Genomic DNA, 14327 nt, shown 5'->3' with positions numbered 1-14327 from the left:
TGACAGCTTTCCGTCACCCCTTGATACTCGGTCGCCGGGCGTACGGCCACCGCCGACGGCGGACGGCGCCCGCGGCACTCGCGGCGATCCGGCCGTGGCATACCGGAGGGAAGGAACGTGAAGCTCCCCAGCACGCTGAGCTCACCAGCGACCAGGTGTCTGGTGGCCGTCGCGGCCACCGCCCTCGTCGCGACGGGCTGCTCCAGCGGCACACCCGGCAAGGAAGGGTCGACCGGCGGCGGCACCCTGGTCGTCGGCTACACCGCCGACCCCAACACGCTCGACCCGTGGAAGGCCACCCAGTTCCAGGCGGTACATCTGCTCGAGCAGATGTACGGCACGCTCACCGAACTCGACGGCGACCTCAACGTCAAGCCCGGCCTGGCCGAGAAGTGGCAGTACGCCGACGAGAACAAGACGCTGACCCTGACGCTGCGTCAGGGCGTGAAGTTCCACGACGGCAAGCCGTTCAGCTCCGCCGACGTCAAGTCGTCGATCGAGCGCATCCAGAAGCCCGAAACCGCGGCGGTGGCTGCGGCCACGGTCAAGTCGATCCAGTCGGTCGACGCGCCCGACCCGCAGACCGTCGTGCTGCACCTGGCGGCGCCAGATGCGGGCCTGCTCGCCGGCTTCGCCACCACCAACCTGGCGATGCTGTCCAAGGATGACACCTCGGATGCGGTCGGCCAGAAGCCCAACGGCACCGGCGCGTTCAAGTTCGACAGCCGCACCGCCGGTCAGTCGGTGAAGCTGACCGCCAACGACGACTACTGGGGTGGCAAGCCGAAGGTCAGTGGCCTCGAGTTCCGTACCATCCCGGATCAGACGTCGGTGGTCGCGGCCCTGCAGTCGGGCAACGTCCAGTTCGCCACGCTCGACGACCCGCTGGTCGCCAAGTCGGCCGAGGGCAGCGGGATCAACGTGGCCAAGACGCCGAGCCTGTCGTACCACGTGTTGCAGCTCAACGCGCGCAAGGCGCCGCTGGACAAGCGGGACGTACGCCTGGCCATCTCCTGCGCCATCGACCGGAAGCAGGTGCTGGACACCGCCGCCCTCGGTGAGGGTGAGGTGACGGGGCCGATCACCTCCCCCGCGTACAAGTCCGACCCCGCCGCGCGTCCCTGCCCGACCCGCGACGTGGCCAAGGCCAAGCAGTTGCTGGCGGGTGCTGGCTTCGCCAACGGTGTCACGATTCCCGCGATCGTGTCCCAGGGCGGGTACGCCACGTCCGTCAACGAGGCGCAGAACCTGCAGGCCCAGCTCAAGGAGGCCGGCATCAACCTCACCCTGGAGACGCTGGAGTCGGGGGCCTACGTGGACAAGTGGGTCGCCGCCGACTTCAGCGCGGCCGTGGCGCTCAACGGCGGTCGACCGGACCCCGACGGTATGTACGGGCGCTACTTCACCAGCAACGGCAACCTCAACAAGGTCGCCGGCTACTCCTCGCCGGAGTTGGACCGGTACTTCGCCGAGGGCAAGGCGACCACCGACCCCGCCAAGCGCAAGGAGATCTACAGCCAGGTCTCCCGGCACCTGGAGGACAACGCGGCATGGGTGTGGCTCTTCTCGAGCTACGGCTACACCGCGACCACCCAGGGCGTCTCCGGCTTCAAGCCGATGCCGAACGGCTCTTTGCAGAACCTGCGCGAGATCTCGCTGCAGTGACCGCACGACCTGCCGGGCGGTGCGCGCACCGCCCGGCAGGACCCTCACCCAAGGAGGTGCCGGTGCGGTCCATCGCACGTCACCCGCTGGCCCGCAGACTCGTGGAGACGGTGCTCACCCTCTTCGGGGTCGCGGTGCTGGTCTTCACCACCCTGCGGGCGATTCCCGGCGACGAGGTCACCGCCACTCTCGGCACCGAGGCAGCCGGGCTCAGCGCCGAGCAGCAGGAGTCCCTGCGCGCCTACTACGGCCTGGACAAGCCGCTGGTCGTGCAGTTCTTCTCGTGGCTGGGCAACGTGCTCACCGGCAACCTCGGCTTCTCCCGCCGAGCCGGCGCCTCCGTCCTGGAGATGACCGCGAACGCCCTGCCGGTCACGCTGGAGCTCGCGGTTCTGGCCATGATCGTCGGTCTGCTGATCGGGGTGCCGCTCGCCATGCTCTCCGCGTCGCGCCCCAATGGCATCCGCGACGGATTCGGCCAGCTCGTCGGCCTGGCTGCCCTGTCCGTGCCGAACTTCCTCCTCGGCGCCGCGCTGCTCACCGTGGTCTCCAGATACGCGCACTACAACCCCAATGCCCAGGGTTTCGCCCCGCTCGCCCAGGACCCGCTGCTGAACCTTCAGCAGATGCTCTTTCCGGCGCTGATCCTCGGCTTCGGCCTCGCGGCCCCGATCATGCGCACCGCACGCTCGGCACTGCTGGAGGTCCAGACCCAGGACTTCGTCCGCACCGCGCGTGGCAAGGGTGTCGCACCGTGGCGGCTGCGGGTGCGCCACGTGCTGCACAACGCGTTGAACCCGATCGTCACGATGACCGGCATCCAGTTCGGCTACCTGCTCGGCGGCGCCGTGGTGGTCGAGCAGATCTTCTCCGTGCCGGGCCTCGGGCGGCAGGTCCTCGCGGGAATCCAACAGAAGGAGTACGCCGTGGTGCAGAGCACCGTTCTGGTGATCGCGACCACGTTCGTCGTGGTCAACCTCCTCACCGACCTGCTCTACCGGGTCATCGACCCCCGGGTGCGTGCCGCATGACTCAGCACAGCACGGGGTGCGGCGGGGGGCGGGCATGACGGCCGCGGTTGCCGGGCAGCAGGTGCCGGTGGCTACGGCGCCGACCCGCACGGCGGCGTGGCGGCGACTGCTGCGCAGCCCCGCCGGTCTGGTCGGCGCGGTGCTGGTGGCGCTCGTCGTCCTCGCCGCGGTCACCGCCCTGCTCGGGATGACCCCGTACGACCCCATCGCCCAGCACCCGCAGGCCCGCCTCCAACCGCCGTCGGCCCAGTACTGGTTCGGCACTGACCAGTTCGGCCGCGACGTGTTCTCCCGTTCCCTGGCCGGCGTGGGCAACTCCCTGCGCGTCGCCGTCGTCGCGGTTCTCCTCTCCGCCCTCGTCGGCACGACCGCCGGCATCTGCGCCGGCTTCTACGGCGCCCGGGTACGCGGGCCGGTGCTGGCCGTGACGAACGTGCTCTTCGCCTTCCCGCCGCTACTGCTCGCGTTGACTCTCGCGACCACGTTCACCCGCAACTGGCTGACCATCGCGATCGCGATCGCCATCGTCTATGTGCCGATCTTCGTCCGGGTCAGCCGCGGGCCGGTACTGTCGCTACGCGAAACCGACTTCATCAAAGCGGCCCGGGTGCTCGGCATCCCGACCTGGCGGATCCTGGTGCGTCACCTGCTGCCGAACCTCGCCGCCATCGTCATCGTGCAGGTGACCCTGTCGCTGTCCTGGGCGGTGCTCACCGAGGCCGCGTTGAGCTTCCTCGGCCTGGGCAGCCCGCCCCCCGCGCCGTCGCTGGGGTCGATGGTCTTCGACGCCAAGATTCTGGCCGGTATGGCCTGGTGGAACCTGGCGGCGCCGGGCGCCGTCATCGTCGTCTTCGTGGTCGGGCTCAACCTGCTCGGCGACGGGCTGCGTGACGCCCTCGACCCGAGAAACGGACGCAACGCATGACGGATCGCCTTGGTGACCTGCTGACCGAACAGGTGGACGAACGGTACGCCGGCCTCGACACCGCGTCGGTCGCGCAGTTGGCGGCGGTGATGAACGACGCCGACGCGACAGTGCCCAACGCCGTGCGGGCGGTGCTGCCGCAGATCGTGCCGGCCATCGAGGGGATCGCTGACCGGCTGGCGGCCGGCGGCCGGCTGCTCTACGTCGGGGCGGGCACCGCCGGCCGGATGGGAGTGCTCGATGCGTCGGAGTGCCCACCGACGTTCAGCACCCCACCGGACCTGGTGCGCGCCGTCATCGCGGGCGGACCCGAGGCGTTGCTCGCATCGAAGGAGGGCGTCGAGGACGACGAGGCGGCCGGCGCGGCCGTGATCGCCGACTGCGCGATCACCGCCGGCGACGCGGTCGTCGGTATCTCGGCGAGCGGTCGTACCCCCTATGTCCTGGCGGCCGTGCGGGCGGCCCGCGCGCGTGGCGCCCTGACGGTCGGGCTTTCGTGCAACGCCGGCACGCCGCTGAGCGCGGCCGCCGACCGGGAGATCGAGGTGCTCGTCGGCCCCGAGGTGCTGGCCGGCTCGACCCGGCTGAAGGCAGGCACGGCGCAGAAGCTGGTGCTGAACATGATCTCGACGATCTCGATGATCAGGCTGGGCAAGACGTACGGCAATCTCATGGTCGATCTGCGGGTGACCAACGTCAAACTGCGCGACCGGGCGGTCCGCATCATCCGGCGGGTCACCGGTGTCCCGCGGGCCGACGCCGAGGCGGCCCTCGACCGCGCCGATCTCGATGTCAAGACCGCGATCCTGCTGCTCGACCGCTCGGTGGCGGATCCCCACCAGCGGCTGGCCGCGAGCGGCGGCCGGCTGCGTGAGGCGCTGGAGGCGAGCGCGTGAAGGTGCTGGGCATGATCTCCGGTACGTCGCACGATGGCATCGATGTGGCGGCGGTCGACTTCGCGCTGCGCGACGGTGTGCTGCATGGCACGGTCGAGTACGCGGGCAGCTCGCCCTACCCGGAGGAGCTGCGCGCCCGACTGATGCGGGCTCTGCCCCCGTCGGCGCTGACCTTCGCCGAGGCGTGCGAGTTGGACACGCTGATCGGTGAGGCGTTCGCCGAGGTGGCCGCTGACGCGGCCGAGCGGGCCGGTGGGGTCGACTTGATCTGCTCGCACGGGCAGACCGTCTACCACTGGGTCCAGGGGCGACAGGTGCGGGGCACCCTGCAGATCGGGCAGCCGGCCTGGATCGCCGAGCGTACAGGTGTGCCGGTGGTCGCCGACGTACGGGTGCGGGACGTGGCCGCCGGCGGCCACGGCGCGCCGCTGGTGTCGATGATGGACGTTCTACTGCTGGCCGGCCTGCCGGGCCGCCCAGCGGGCCTCAACCTGGGCGGCATCGCCAACATGACCGTCCTGCGACCGGCCGGTGGCGGCGGCCCGGTGGCCTACGACACCGGGCCGGCCAACGCGCTGATCGACGCCGCCGTCGTGCGGGCCAGCCGCGGCCGGCGGCGGTACGACGAGGACGGTCGTCTCGCCGCCGGCGGCCGGGTGGACGACGCTCTGCTCACCGAGCTGCTCGCCGAGCCGTACTACCGGCTGGACCCGCCGAAGAGCACCGGCAAGGAACTGTTCCACGCCGGCTATCTGGAGAAGGCCCTGACGGCGCACTCCGCTCTGTCGGACGCGGACATCGCCGCGACCCTGACCGCGCTGACCGCGCAGACCGTCGCCAACGAGGTACGCCGCCACCAGATCGACACCCTCGCCGCCTCCGGCGGGGGCTGCGCCAATCCGACGCTGATGGCGATGCTGCGTGAGCGCCTGAGCGGGGTGCGGGTCACGACAACCGCTGAATTCGGCGCGCCGAGCGACACCAAGGAGGCCATCGCCTTCGCGCTGATCGGCTGGCACACCGCCCACGGCCTGCCTGGCACCGTGCCCTCGTGCACCGGCGCCACCGGTGCCCGCGTGCTCGGCGCCATCGTGCCCGGCGCCGCTGCCCTGCGCCTGCCCGAACCACTGGCCACCGCCCCCACCGGGCTGCGCTTGACCGGAGCCGCCTGATGACCGCCCTGCTCGAGCTTGCGGACCTGCGCGTGTCGGCCCGGTCCGGCCGCACCGACCGGGAGATCGTGCACGGGGTCGACCTGACCGTCGACGCCGGGCAGACCGTCGCCGTGGTTGGCGAGAGCGGCTCGGGCAAGTCGCTGACCATGCTGGCCGTGATGGGCCTGCTCGCCGATCCGCTGCACGTCTCCGGCGGGTCGGTGCGGCTCGGTGGCCGCGAGCTGACCGCGCTCTCCGAGCGGGAGCTGCGCGCCATCCGGGGCAACGACGCGGCGATGATCTATCAGGACCCGATGACGTCGCTCAACCCGCTGATGCGCGTCGGCGAGCAGGTCATCGAGGCGATGACCGCCCACGGGGTGCCGAAGGCCGAGGCGGGCCGGCGGATGCTGGACCTGCTGGCCCGGGTCGGCATCCCCGATCCGAGCCGGACCGCGCGGGCTTATCCGCACGAGTTCTCGGGCGGGATGCGTCAGCGCGTGATGATCGCCTGCGCGCTGGCGATGCGCCCCCGGCTGCTCATCGCCGACGAGCCCACCACCGCACTCGACGTCACCATCCAGCAGCAGATACTGGCGTTGATCGACGAGCTACGCCGGGAGCTCGGCATGACCACCATCTGGGTCACCCACGACCTCGGGGTGGTGGCCCGCCTGGTCGACCGGGTGGTGGTGATGTACGCGGGCCACCTGGTCGAGGACGCGCCGGTGCGGCAGGTGTTCCGCGCTCCGCAGCACCCGTACACGAAGGCGCTGCTGGCCGCCCTGCCCGATCCGAGCGACGACAGCCGGCCGCCGCTGGCCCAGATCCCCGGGCGGCCGCCGGCCGCCACCGACCCGGTCCCGGGCTGCCCGTTCCGGTCCCGGTGCGCGCAGGCCGTCGAGAAGTGCGCGAGCCGCCCTCCCCTGCGGCCGCGCGGTCAGGGACAGGTGGCGTGCTGGGTGCCCCCGCACGAGTGGCGGAGCGCGTAGTTGGTGAAGCAGATCCTGCGGGACCGGGCCTGTCGCCACCGGACCAGAGTGCCGGTCCAGGACTCCAGGGCGGCAATGGTCGAGCGGCGAGCGATCCATCCGAACCGCTCAACAATGAGCAACTAGTAGGAGGCGGGAACTGATGCTCACGGCGACCGACCTGGTCAAGCAGTACCCGGTGCGGGGCGGCGACGGCGTCGTACACGCCCTCGCCGGCGTGTCGCTGACCGTCGGGGACGGCGAGACCCTCGGCATCGTCGGCGAGTCCGGCTGCGGCAAGTCGACCCTGGCCAAGCTGCTGGTACGACTGGAGGATCCGACGTCCGGCCGGGTCGAGCTGGACGGGGTGGACCTGACCGAGCTGCGGGGCCCAGCCCTGCGCCGGCAGCGCCGGCACATCCAGATGCTGTTCCAGGACCCGTACTCTTCGCTCAACCCGCGACTGCGCGTCGGCCAGACCCTGGCCGAGGTGCTGGCCGTGCACCGGCTCGCCGACGGCCGGCAGCGCGAGCGGCGGGTGGGCGAGCTACTGGAGATGGTCGGCCTGGGTGCGGCGTTCGCCGACCGGTACCCGCACGAGCTCTCCGGCGGCCAGCGGCAGCGCGTCGGCATCGCCCGGGCCCTCGCGGTGGAGCCGAAGGTGCTGCTGCTCGACGAGCCGGTCTCGGCGCTCGACGTGTCGGTACGCGCCGAGATCATGAACCTGCTGGTCAATCTGCGCGCCGAGCTGGGCCTCAGCTACGTGTTCATCAGTCACGACGTGGCCATGGTGCGGCACATCAGCGACCGGGTCGCGGTCATGTACCTCGGTCGGGTCGTGGAGATCGGCGACTGGAAGTCGACACTGGACGACCCACGGCACCCCTACACCGCCGCCCTGTGCGCCGCGGTGCCCGCGCCCAACCCGGAGCTGTCCCAGCCGATCGAGGCCACCGTCTCCGGCGAGGTGCCGAACCCGGCCGCGCCGCCGTCCGGCTGCCCGTTCCACCCGCGCTGCCCCCTCGCCCAGGACGACTGCCGGCGGCTCGATCCGGCGCTGCTGCCGCTACCGCTGGGCTCCGGCCAGCGGGTGGCCTGCCACGTCGCGGCCGAGCAGGTGAGTGACCGGTCGGCGCAGCTCGCCCGCTCCGGCTCGTGACCGTCCGGGTGCGCCGGGCGGTGCCGGGGCCGAAACTGAAACGGGCTCAAATCGGGGCTTGACAAGCTCCGGGGTCTGGCGTGGACGATTCAGCGTGCGGATTCTCGTGGTAGGTGGAAGCGGTCTGATCGGCGCCCACGCCGTGGACGTGCTGCGCGAGCGGGGCCATGCCGTGACCACGGTGGCGCGCACCGCCCATCCGGGTGTTGATCACGTACTCGATCTCGAGTTTGCCTCGGTCGACGACCTGCGGCCGCTGCTTGCCGGACTTGACGGTGTGGTCTACGCGGCCCGGACAGACGAGCAGCGACCACTGCGCAAGCCGATCTATCCGGTGTTCCGCCAGGACATCGTCGAGCCGGTGATACGCCTGTTCACTGCGGCCCGCCACGAAGGTCTCACCCGCGGGGTCATCATGGGCTCGTACTACACCTACTTCGATCGGCTGCATCCGCAGTGGCGCCTTGCGACCCGACACACGTACATCCGGTGCCGGGCGGAGCAGGCCCAGGAGGGACGGGCGGCCGCCGGCCCGGATCTGCCGGTTGCCGTGCTCGAATTGCCGTTCGTCTTCGGCCGGGCCGGCGACCGGCTGCCGAACTGGGCCGGCCCGCTGGACCGTTGGGCGAGGTCTCGTACACCCCTGGTCGTCCCCGCCGGCGGGACTGCCGCAGCCTCAGCGCGCAGCGTGGCCGAGATCGCTGTCGACGCCCTCGAGCAGGCCCGCGGTGCGGACATTCCCGTCGCTGACGAAAACCTCACGTGGAGCGACATGATGGCGCGCATCGCCGAGGCGGTCGGCCGACGCCGCCGGGTCGGCCGCCTGCCCGCCGGCGCCGCACGAGTCTCCCTACGATTTGCCGGCATGCTGCAGGCCCTCGGTCGCAAGGAATCGGGCATCAACCTCACCCACCTCGCCGATCTCCTACTCGCCGAGCTGTTCATCGAACCGGCGACTGGCCGGTCGCTGGACCCGGCGCTCCGCGAGACCTTCGCCGATTCGGCAACGACCGCCGAGCACGATCGCGTGCCGCCATCGGCGTGATGCCGGTCGGGAGCTTTTGGGTAGCGGTCCAGGCTGCTGCTGGGATGCGCCTCGGTCGACCTGAACGGTAATGCCGACAGGGAGGGCGAAAGCGCGCCCGATTCTCGTCGCCCACCGGGGTTTCAGCAGGCGCTGCTGCCATCCCTCACCGTCCGGATTCGGCGGCCCTGCGCCGACCACGGTCCTGCGAGCGGCAGCGGGTCGTTTGTCCGGTCAGCGCTTCTCACGCGTGGTGGATCGGCGTGTGCAGGTCGGTGAGGGGCCGACCTGTCCCTCCCCACGCCTCGGCGATGATCTCGTCGCGCCCTGCCTGCCCGGGGCGCAGCTGACCGGCGTCGACGGCGACGTCTACCGCGGCAAGGTGAAGGTCAAGGTCGGGCCGGTCGTCTCGGAGTTCGCGGGGACCGCCCGGTTCGTCGAGAAGGACGAGACGCGGTACCGCGGCGTGATCGACGCGAAGGGACGCGACGCCCGCTCGGCGGGCAACGCGTCCGCGCTGGTCACCGCGCAGCTGCGGCCCGACGGCGACCGGACGCTGACCATTGTGGACACCGACCTGAAGATCTCGGGCAAGCTCGCCCAGTTCGGCAGCGGCATGATCAAGGAGGTGTCCGGCAAGCTGCTCGCCCAGTTCGTCGCCAACCTCGAGGCCAGGCTGGCCGCCGAGGACGCGGGCAGCATCGCGCCGGTGGGCAGCCCGGCTGAATCAACCGCGCGGCCCGGGTCCGCAGCCGCGGCGATCACGCCCGGCGCCGCTGCGGCCCTCGCGGCCCCGCCCGGCACCCCTGGGGCCGGCGTCGCCCCGGCCGACACCCCGGTAGCCGTCCCTGCCTCGCCCGACACCCCTACGACCCTCGCGGCCTCGGCCGGCGCGGCCACGGCGGCGAAGACGCCCGCCGCCCGGCCGGCCAGCACCATCGGTGCCGGGCCGGCCGCCGAGCCGGAGGCGCTCGACCTGCTCAGCCTCGCCGGCGGCTCGATCACCAAGCGCCTCGTGCCGGTGCTGGTCGGCCTCGTCGTCGTCGGCGCGGTGATCGCCTGGCTGGTCGCGCGCGGGTGAGCGGCCTGCTGCGCGGGGTCGACCGGGCCGCGTTTGCGGTGGCCTTCGCCGACCGACTGCGGCGCCGGCGTGCCGGCCGGCCTCACCGAGGTCGACGACTTCGTCCGGGCGCTCGCCACCAACCCACCCGTGCAGATGTCCACGCTCTACTGGACCGCCCGAATCAGCCTGGTCCGGCGGCACGCCCACCTCGCCGCGTTCGACCGGGTCTTCACCGCGGTCTTCGCCGACGCGCCGCCGCTGCCGCTGCCCCGGTCCGCAGCCCCGCCCGGTGCCCGCGACGACGTGCACGTGCCGGTGCCCGCGACCACCGACGACGCGGGCCCGGGCGGCGGGCTGCCCTGGGCGACGCTGCCACCGGCCGTCGCCGAGGCGGCGGAGTCCGAGACCGCGACCCGGCTGCCCGAGCGGACACCCAGCGCCCTCGCCGGGCTCGCCGACCGACCATTCGAGGACCTCGACGGCGCACAGCTCGACCTGCTCGGCGACGCCCTGCGCGCGGCCGTCGCCCGCTGGCCGACCCGACGCACCCGACGCCACGCCGTCGCCCCGGCCGGACGGCGGATCGCGCTGCGGCCGACGATCGCGCGGGCCCGCCGCACCGCGTGGGAACCCGTCGAGGTGGTCCGCGAACGGCCAGTACGGCGACCCCGCCGGGTGGTGCTGCTCTGCGACGTCAGCGAGTCGATGCGGGCGCAAGCGGCCGCGTACCTGCACCTGATGCGGGCGTTCGCGGTGGCCGCCGACGCCGAGGTGTTCGCGTTCGCGACGACGCTGACCCGGCTCACCGTCGCGCTGCGGCACACCTCGGCGACCGCCGCCGTCGCGCAGGCCAGCGCGGCCGTCACCGACCGGTTCGGCGGCACCCGCATCGCCACCAACCTGCGCGCCCTGCTCGCCTCCCACCACGGTGCCGCCGTGCGCGGGGCGGTGGTGGTGATCGGCTCGGACGGCTGGGACAGCGACCCGCCCGGCGACCTGGCCGCCGTGATGGCCCGGCTGCGCCGCCGCGCGTACCGGATCGTCTGGTTGAACCCGCGGGCCGGCGCCCCCGGCTTCGCGCCCCGGGTGGCGGGGATGGCCGCCGCGCTGCCCTACTGCGACCGGCTGCTGCCGGCTGGCACGTTCCGGGAGCTGGTGGCGGCCGCCGGTCAGCTCCAGAGCGTCACGTGCACCGACGGCTTGAAGTGGCCCACGCTGACCCCCGCGCCGCGCATCATCGCCTGAATCGCCCGCGGCGTGGACGCGAACCGGGACAGCTCGGTCGCGGCCGACGGAGCGCCGGGGTTGGCGAGCACCAGCGAATGCCAGACGGCCTCGACGGTCGCGTGCGGTCCGACCAGCGGCCGAAGCTGACCGGTACGGACGTCCGGCGCGACGGTGAACGACAGCGCCGGCGCGACGCCCCTGCCGCGCTTCGCCTCGCCGAGCGCTGCCGCGTGGCTCTGGAAGATCCGCTGCCGATCCTCGGGCACGGCGAGCCGGCGCAGCATGGCCGGGACCGCACCCAGGTCGCTGGCCGCCGACGGCCCGAGCAGCCAGGTCTGCTCGCGCAGCTGCGCCGGCGACGCCGGCACACCGGCCAGCGGATGGTCCGGGCCGACGACGACCACGAGCCGGTAGTTCATCACCGGCCGGCAGGCGATCGCCGGGTCGACGACCGGCTGCGGCCCGATCGCGATGTCCGCGGCCCGGGTCAGCAACAGCGACTCGAACGAAGCCGGGTTGCACACGCTCAACTCCACGTCGAGGTCCGCGGCGCGCTTCGCGAACAGCTCGATCAACCCCGGCGCGGCGAGCTCGGCGAAGAGGCTGGACGCCGCGACCCGCAGCAGCCGGCGGCCCCGGGCCGCCGCGCTCACCTCCAGCACCGTACGGTCCTGCAGGCCCAGCAGCTCGGCCGCGCGGCTGGCCAGCCGCAGCCCGCCGGGGGTGAAGGCGAGCCCCGCCGCCGTCCGGGTGAACAGTTGGTCGCCGAACTCCCTGCGCAACTGCCCGATCAGCAGCGAGACGGCCGACTCGGAGACCTCGAGCTGCGCGGCGGCCCGCTTGACCGACCCCAGCCGGACCACGGCGACGTACGCGCGCAGCTGCGTCGGGGTCATCGTCGTCGACCACTCTCCCGATCGGATGATCCGGAACGTCTCGTGCTCCACCGCGATCATTCCCGGTCAGCCGCCCCGCCGCCAGAGTCACTTCACGTCGCCGCGCCCGACCCGCCCGGGTCGGCGCCGTCCGGCCCTGGACAGGGCGTCCTCGGCCTGGGTGGCCAGGGTGGCGACGAGGTCGGCCGCGGCGGGCAGGTCGGTGATGAGGTCGACGGCCTCGCCGGCCCAGACCGGTAGCGGAGGTACGGCCCCTCGTGCCACGTCGTCCTGATAGTCCTGTCTGGACCGGGCGTCGCCGGCGAGTTCGGCCTCCCGACCGCGCCACCGGTCGAGGTAGGGGTGGCCGAGGGTACGGGCGGTGTACGTCGACGGCCATCGGGAGCCACGGACGATGTCCAGCACGTTGCTGCGCTCAGTGTCCTCACCCCGTCCGTCGACGATCGCCCTGGTGATCCGGGGATCGACCAGGGCCTCGGCGGTGGCCTGGAAGCGGGTGCCGATCAGGGCTCCGGCCGCGCCCAGGGCCAGGGCCGCGGCGAGGCCGCGGCCGTCGGCGATCCCGCCGGCCGCCAGCACCGGCACCGGCGCCGCGAGATCCACCACGACGGGTACGAACGGCAGCGTGGACCGCCCGCGCCGGGCGCCATGGCCGCCGGCTTCGGTGCCCTGGGCCACGATGACATCGGCACCCAGGTCCACGGCCCGGCGGGCCTCCGCCAGATCCGTGACCTGGATGATCAAGGCGGCCCCGGCGCGACGGACACGGTCCGCGAACGGGCCCGGGTCGCCGAAGGAGAACATGACCGCCCGGGGCCCGTACCCCAACGCACGCTCGACCGCGCTGACGTCGACCGCCCAGGTCAGGAAGCCGACTCCCCACGGTTGGTCGGTGCCCGAAGCGACGATCCGCACCTCACGATCCAGCCACTCCCGCTGCCCGTCCGCTGCGCCGAGCATCCCGAGGCCCCCGCCGCGGGAGACGGCCGCCGCCAACGCGCCACCGGCCGACCCGCCCATCGGCGCCAGCACGATCGGATGCCGCACCCCGAGCAACTCCGTGAACTCCGTCGACAACGCCATCGCTCACCTCACGACGGTGGAAGCACGGCCCCGTCCCGGCTGGGGCCGCCTCACGGGATCGTCCGGTCCGCGCGCCGGGATGCGGTCGTCACGCGGGCGGCGGCGGCGCGGAGCACCCCCGGCACCAGTCGGCGATGGATGGCGGACAACGGGGGCCACACACCGTGGCCCAGGCGCCGCTCGTAGCGCAGGAAGGTGCCGAGTGCCACCCGCTCGTCGGCGGTCTGTACCAGGAGGTTGGCGGTCAGGAACCAGGAAGTGGCCTGGAGCCGGATCCAGTCGTCGCCACGGCCGTCGATCCGCCATCCGGCCACAGTGTCCGCCGATCGTCCTCGGCTGAGTCGCAGACCGAGGAAACCGCGCCAGATCAGCAGTTCCGCGACGCTGGGGACGTCGCCGAACATCGCCCGGGCCCACTGCTCCGGCGTGGCGTCCGCTTCCGTGCGGAGGGTGAACCGGTCGGCGTAGTCGATGCTGGGTAACGAGCTGAGCGCGCGGACGGACGCGGGGATATGGTGCGTCCCCACGGCACTGTCGACAAGGCCGATGGTCATCTCACTGCCCCCGATCAGATATACGGTGCCGTATAAAGCAGGCTAACCCAGTTGTACGGTGGCGTATATAGGAAGGGTGGGTGAGGCACATCGTGGGCGCGACTCGCACGCCGCGGGACAGGTGGATCAAGGAAGGGCTGCGGGCGCTGGCCGCCGGTGGCCCGGACGCCGTCCGCGTCGAGGCACTGGCGAAGAATCTCGGCGTCACGAAGGGCGGGTTCTACGGGTCCTTCGCCGACCGGGACGCGCTGCTGACGGCGATGTTGGACGCCTGGGAGCGGGAGAGCATCGACGAGGTGATCGACCGCGTCGAGCGCGAGGGCGGTGACCCGAAGACCAAGATTCAGCGCGCGGGTGTGCTCACCTTCTCCAGCGAGCGCCTGCTGCCGATCGACCTCGCGATCCGCGACTGGGCCCGGCGCGACGAGGCGGTCGCCGAGCGCCTGCGACGGGTGGACAACCGGCGGATGGCGCTGCTGCGCGAGATGATCGGCACCTTCTGCCCCGATGCCGACGAGATCGAGGCCCGCAGCCTGCTCGCCTTCTGCCTGGCGATCGGCGAGCACTTCCTCGCCGCCGACCACCGCGACCGCACCCGGGCCCAGGTCCTCGCCCGCGCCGCCGACCTGCTGCTCGACCGCCCCACAAGGGCCAGCCACTGACCCGGCCTCGTTGCGGC

The 14327-nt window shown here is 72.4% G+C and carries 14 protein-coding genes; 11 read left to right on the top strand and 3 right to left on the bottom strand.

Annotation, left to right across the window (positions count from 1 at the left end; all coding sequences use genetic code 11):
- Positions 1-117: 117 nt before the first annotated feature.
- The 10 genes from DLJ47_RS07620 (at position 118) to DLJ47_RS07575 (ending at position 11133) form a co-directional block, all read left to right on the top strand.
- Positions 118-1665: an ABC transporter substrate-binding protein gene (locus DLJ47_RS07620; RefSeq protein ID WP_199235735.1), complete on the top strand. Its 1548-nt coding sequence runs from the start codon at positions 118-120 to the stop codon at positions 1663-1665.
- A gap of 62 nt (positions 1666-1727) precedes the next feature.
- Positions 1728-2696, top strand: a complete 969-nt coding sequence (locus DLJ47_RS07615; RefSeq protein WP_199235734.1) for an ABC transporter permease — start codon at positions 1728-1730, stop codon at positions 2694-2696.
- 34 nt (positions 2697-2730) lie between these two features.
- On the top strand, positions 2731-3621 hold the full coding sequence (locus DLJ47_RS07610; RefSeq protein ID WP_109899344.1) for an ABC transporter permease: 891 nt from the start codon (positions 2731-2733) through the stop codon (positions 3619-3621).
- Positions 3618-4517 carry an N-acetylmuramic acid 6-phosphate etherase gene (gene murQ / locus DLJ47_RS07605; RefSeq protein WP_109899343.1) on the top strand — a complete coding sequence of 300 codons (900 nt, stop codon included), beginning with the start codon at positions 3618-3620 and terminating at the stop codon, positions 4515-4517. The genes DLJ47_RS07610 and murQ overlap by 4 nt, the downstream gene beginning before the upstream one ends.
- Positions 4518-4528: 11 nt before the next feature.
- Complete coding sequence (locus DLJ47_RS07600) at positions 4529-5689, top strand: anhydro-N-acetylmuramic acid kinase (protein ID WP_199235733.1); 1161 nt, start codon at positions 4529-4531, stop codon at positions 5687-5689.
- Positions 5689-6663 carry an ABC transporter ATP-binding protein gene (locus tag DLJ47_RS07595; protein ID WP_109899341.1) on the top strand — a complete coding sequence of 325 codons (975 nt, stop codon included), beginning with the start codon at positions 5689-5691 and terminating at the stop codon, positions 6661-6663. Before DLJ47_RS07600 ends, DLJ47_RS07595 begins: the two co-directional genes overlap by 1 nt.
- 142 nt (positions 6664-6805) lie before the next feature.
- Positions 6806-7801 carry an ABC transporter ATP-binding protein gene (locus DLJ47_RS07590; protein ID WP_109899340.1) on the top strand — a complete coding sequence of 332 codons (996 nt, stop codon included), beginning with the start codon at positions 6806-6808 and terminating at the stop codon, positions 7799-7801.
- 94 nt (positions 7802-7895) lie between these two features.
- On the top strand, positions 7896-8846 hold the full coding sequence (locus DLJ47_RS07585; protein ID WP_109899339.1) for an NAD-dependent epimerase/dehydratase family protein: 951 nt from the start codon (positions 7896-7898) through the stop codon (positions 8844-8846).
- A 244-nt stretch (positions 8847-9090) separates the two neighbouring features.
- Positions 9091-9906, top strand: a complete 816-nt coding sequence (locus tag DLJ47_RS07580) for an SRPBCC family protein (RefSeq protein ID WP_233257703.1) — start codon at positions 9091-9093, stop codon at positions 9904-9906.
- A gap of 69 nt (positions 9907-9975) precedes the next feature.
- Positions 9976-11133, top strand: a complete 1158-nt coding sequence (locus DLJ47_RS07575) for a vWA domain-containing protein (protein WP_233257702.1) — start codon at positions 9976-9978, stop codon at positions 11131-11133.
- Here DLJ47_RS07575 and DLJ47_RS07570 read toward each other — a convergent pair.
- The 3 genes from DLJ47_RS07570 to DLJ47_RS07560 all read right to left on the bottom strand — a co-directional run bounded on the left by DLJ47_RS07570 (position 11058) and on the right by DLJ47_RS07560 (position 13648).
- Positions 11058-12011: a LysR family transcriptional regulator gene (locus DLJ47_RS07570; RefSeq protein ID WP_109899376.1), complete on the bottom strand. Its 954-nt coding sequence runs from the start codon at positions 12009-12011 to the stop codon at positions 11058-11060. The two genes, DLJ47_RS07575 and DLJ47_RS07570, sit on opposite strands and share 76 nt — an antisense overlap.
- Before the next feature lie 87 nt (positions 12012-12098).
- Entirely contained in the window at positions 12099-13094 is a 996-nt protein-coding gene (locus DLJ47_RS07565; protein WP_109899337.1) for an NAD(P)H-dependent flavin oxidoreductase, read from the bottom strand.
- Between the two features lie 50 nt (positions 13095-13144).
- Positions 13145-13648 carry a DUF2867 domain-containing protein gene (locus DLJ47_RS07560; protein WP_109899336.1) on the bottom strand — a complete coding sequence of 168 codons (504 nt, stop codon included), beginning with the start codon at positions 13646-13648 and terminating at the stop codon, positions 13145-13147.
- Positions 13649-13728: 80 nt separating this feature from the next.
- Between DLJ47_RS07560 and DLJ47_RS07555 the strand changes: the two genes are divergently transcribed.
- Positions 13729-14310 carry a TetR/AcrR family transcriptional regulator gene (locus tag DLJ47_RS07555; protein ID WP_109899335.1) on the top strand — a complete coding sequence of 194 codons (582 nt, stop codon included), beginning with the start codon at positions 13729-13731 and terminating at the stop codon, positions 14308-14310.
- Positions 14311-14327 lie beyond the last annotated feature (17 nt).

It is taken from the genome of Micromonospora sp. S4605 (genome assembly GCF_003176715.1).
GTDB lineage: Bacteria > Actinomycetota > Actinomycetes > Mycobacteriales > Micromonosporaceae > Micromonospora > Micromonospora echinaurantiaca.
The sequence above is the reverse complement of the archived record's forward strand: the minus strand, read 5'-3'. Positions and strand labels throughout refer to the sequence as shown.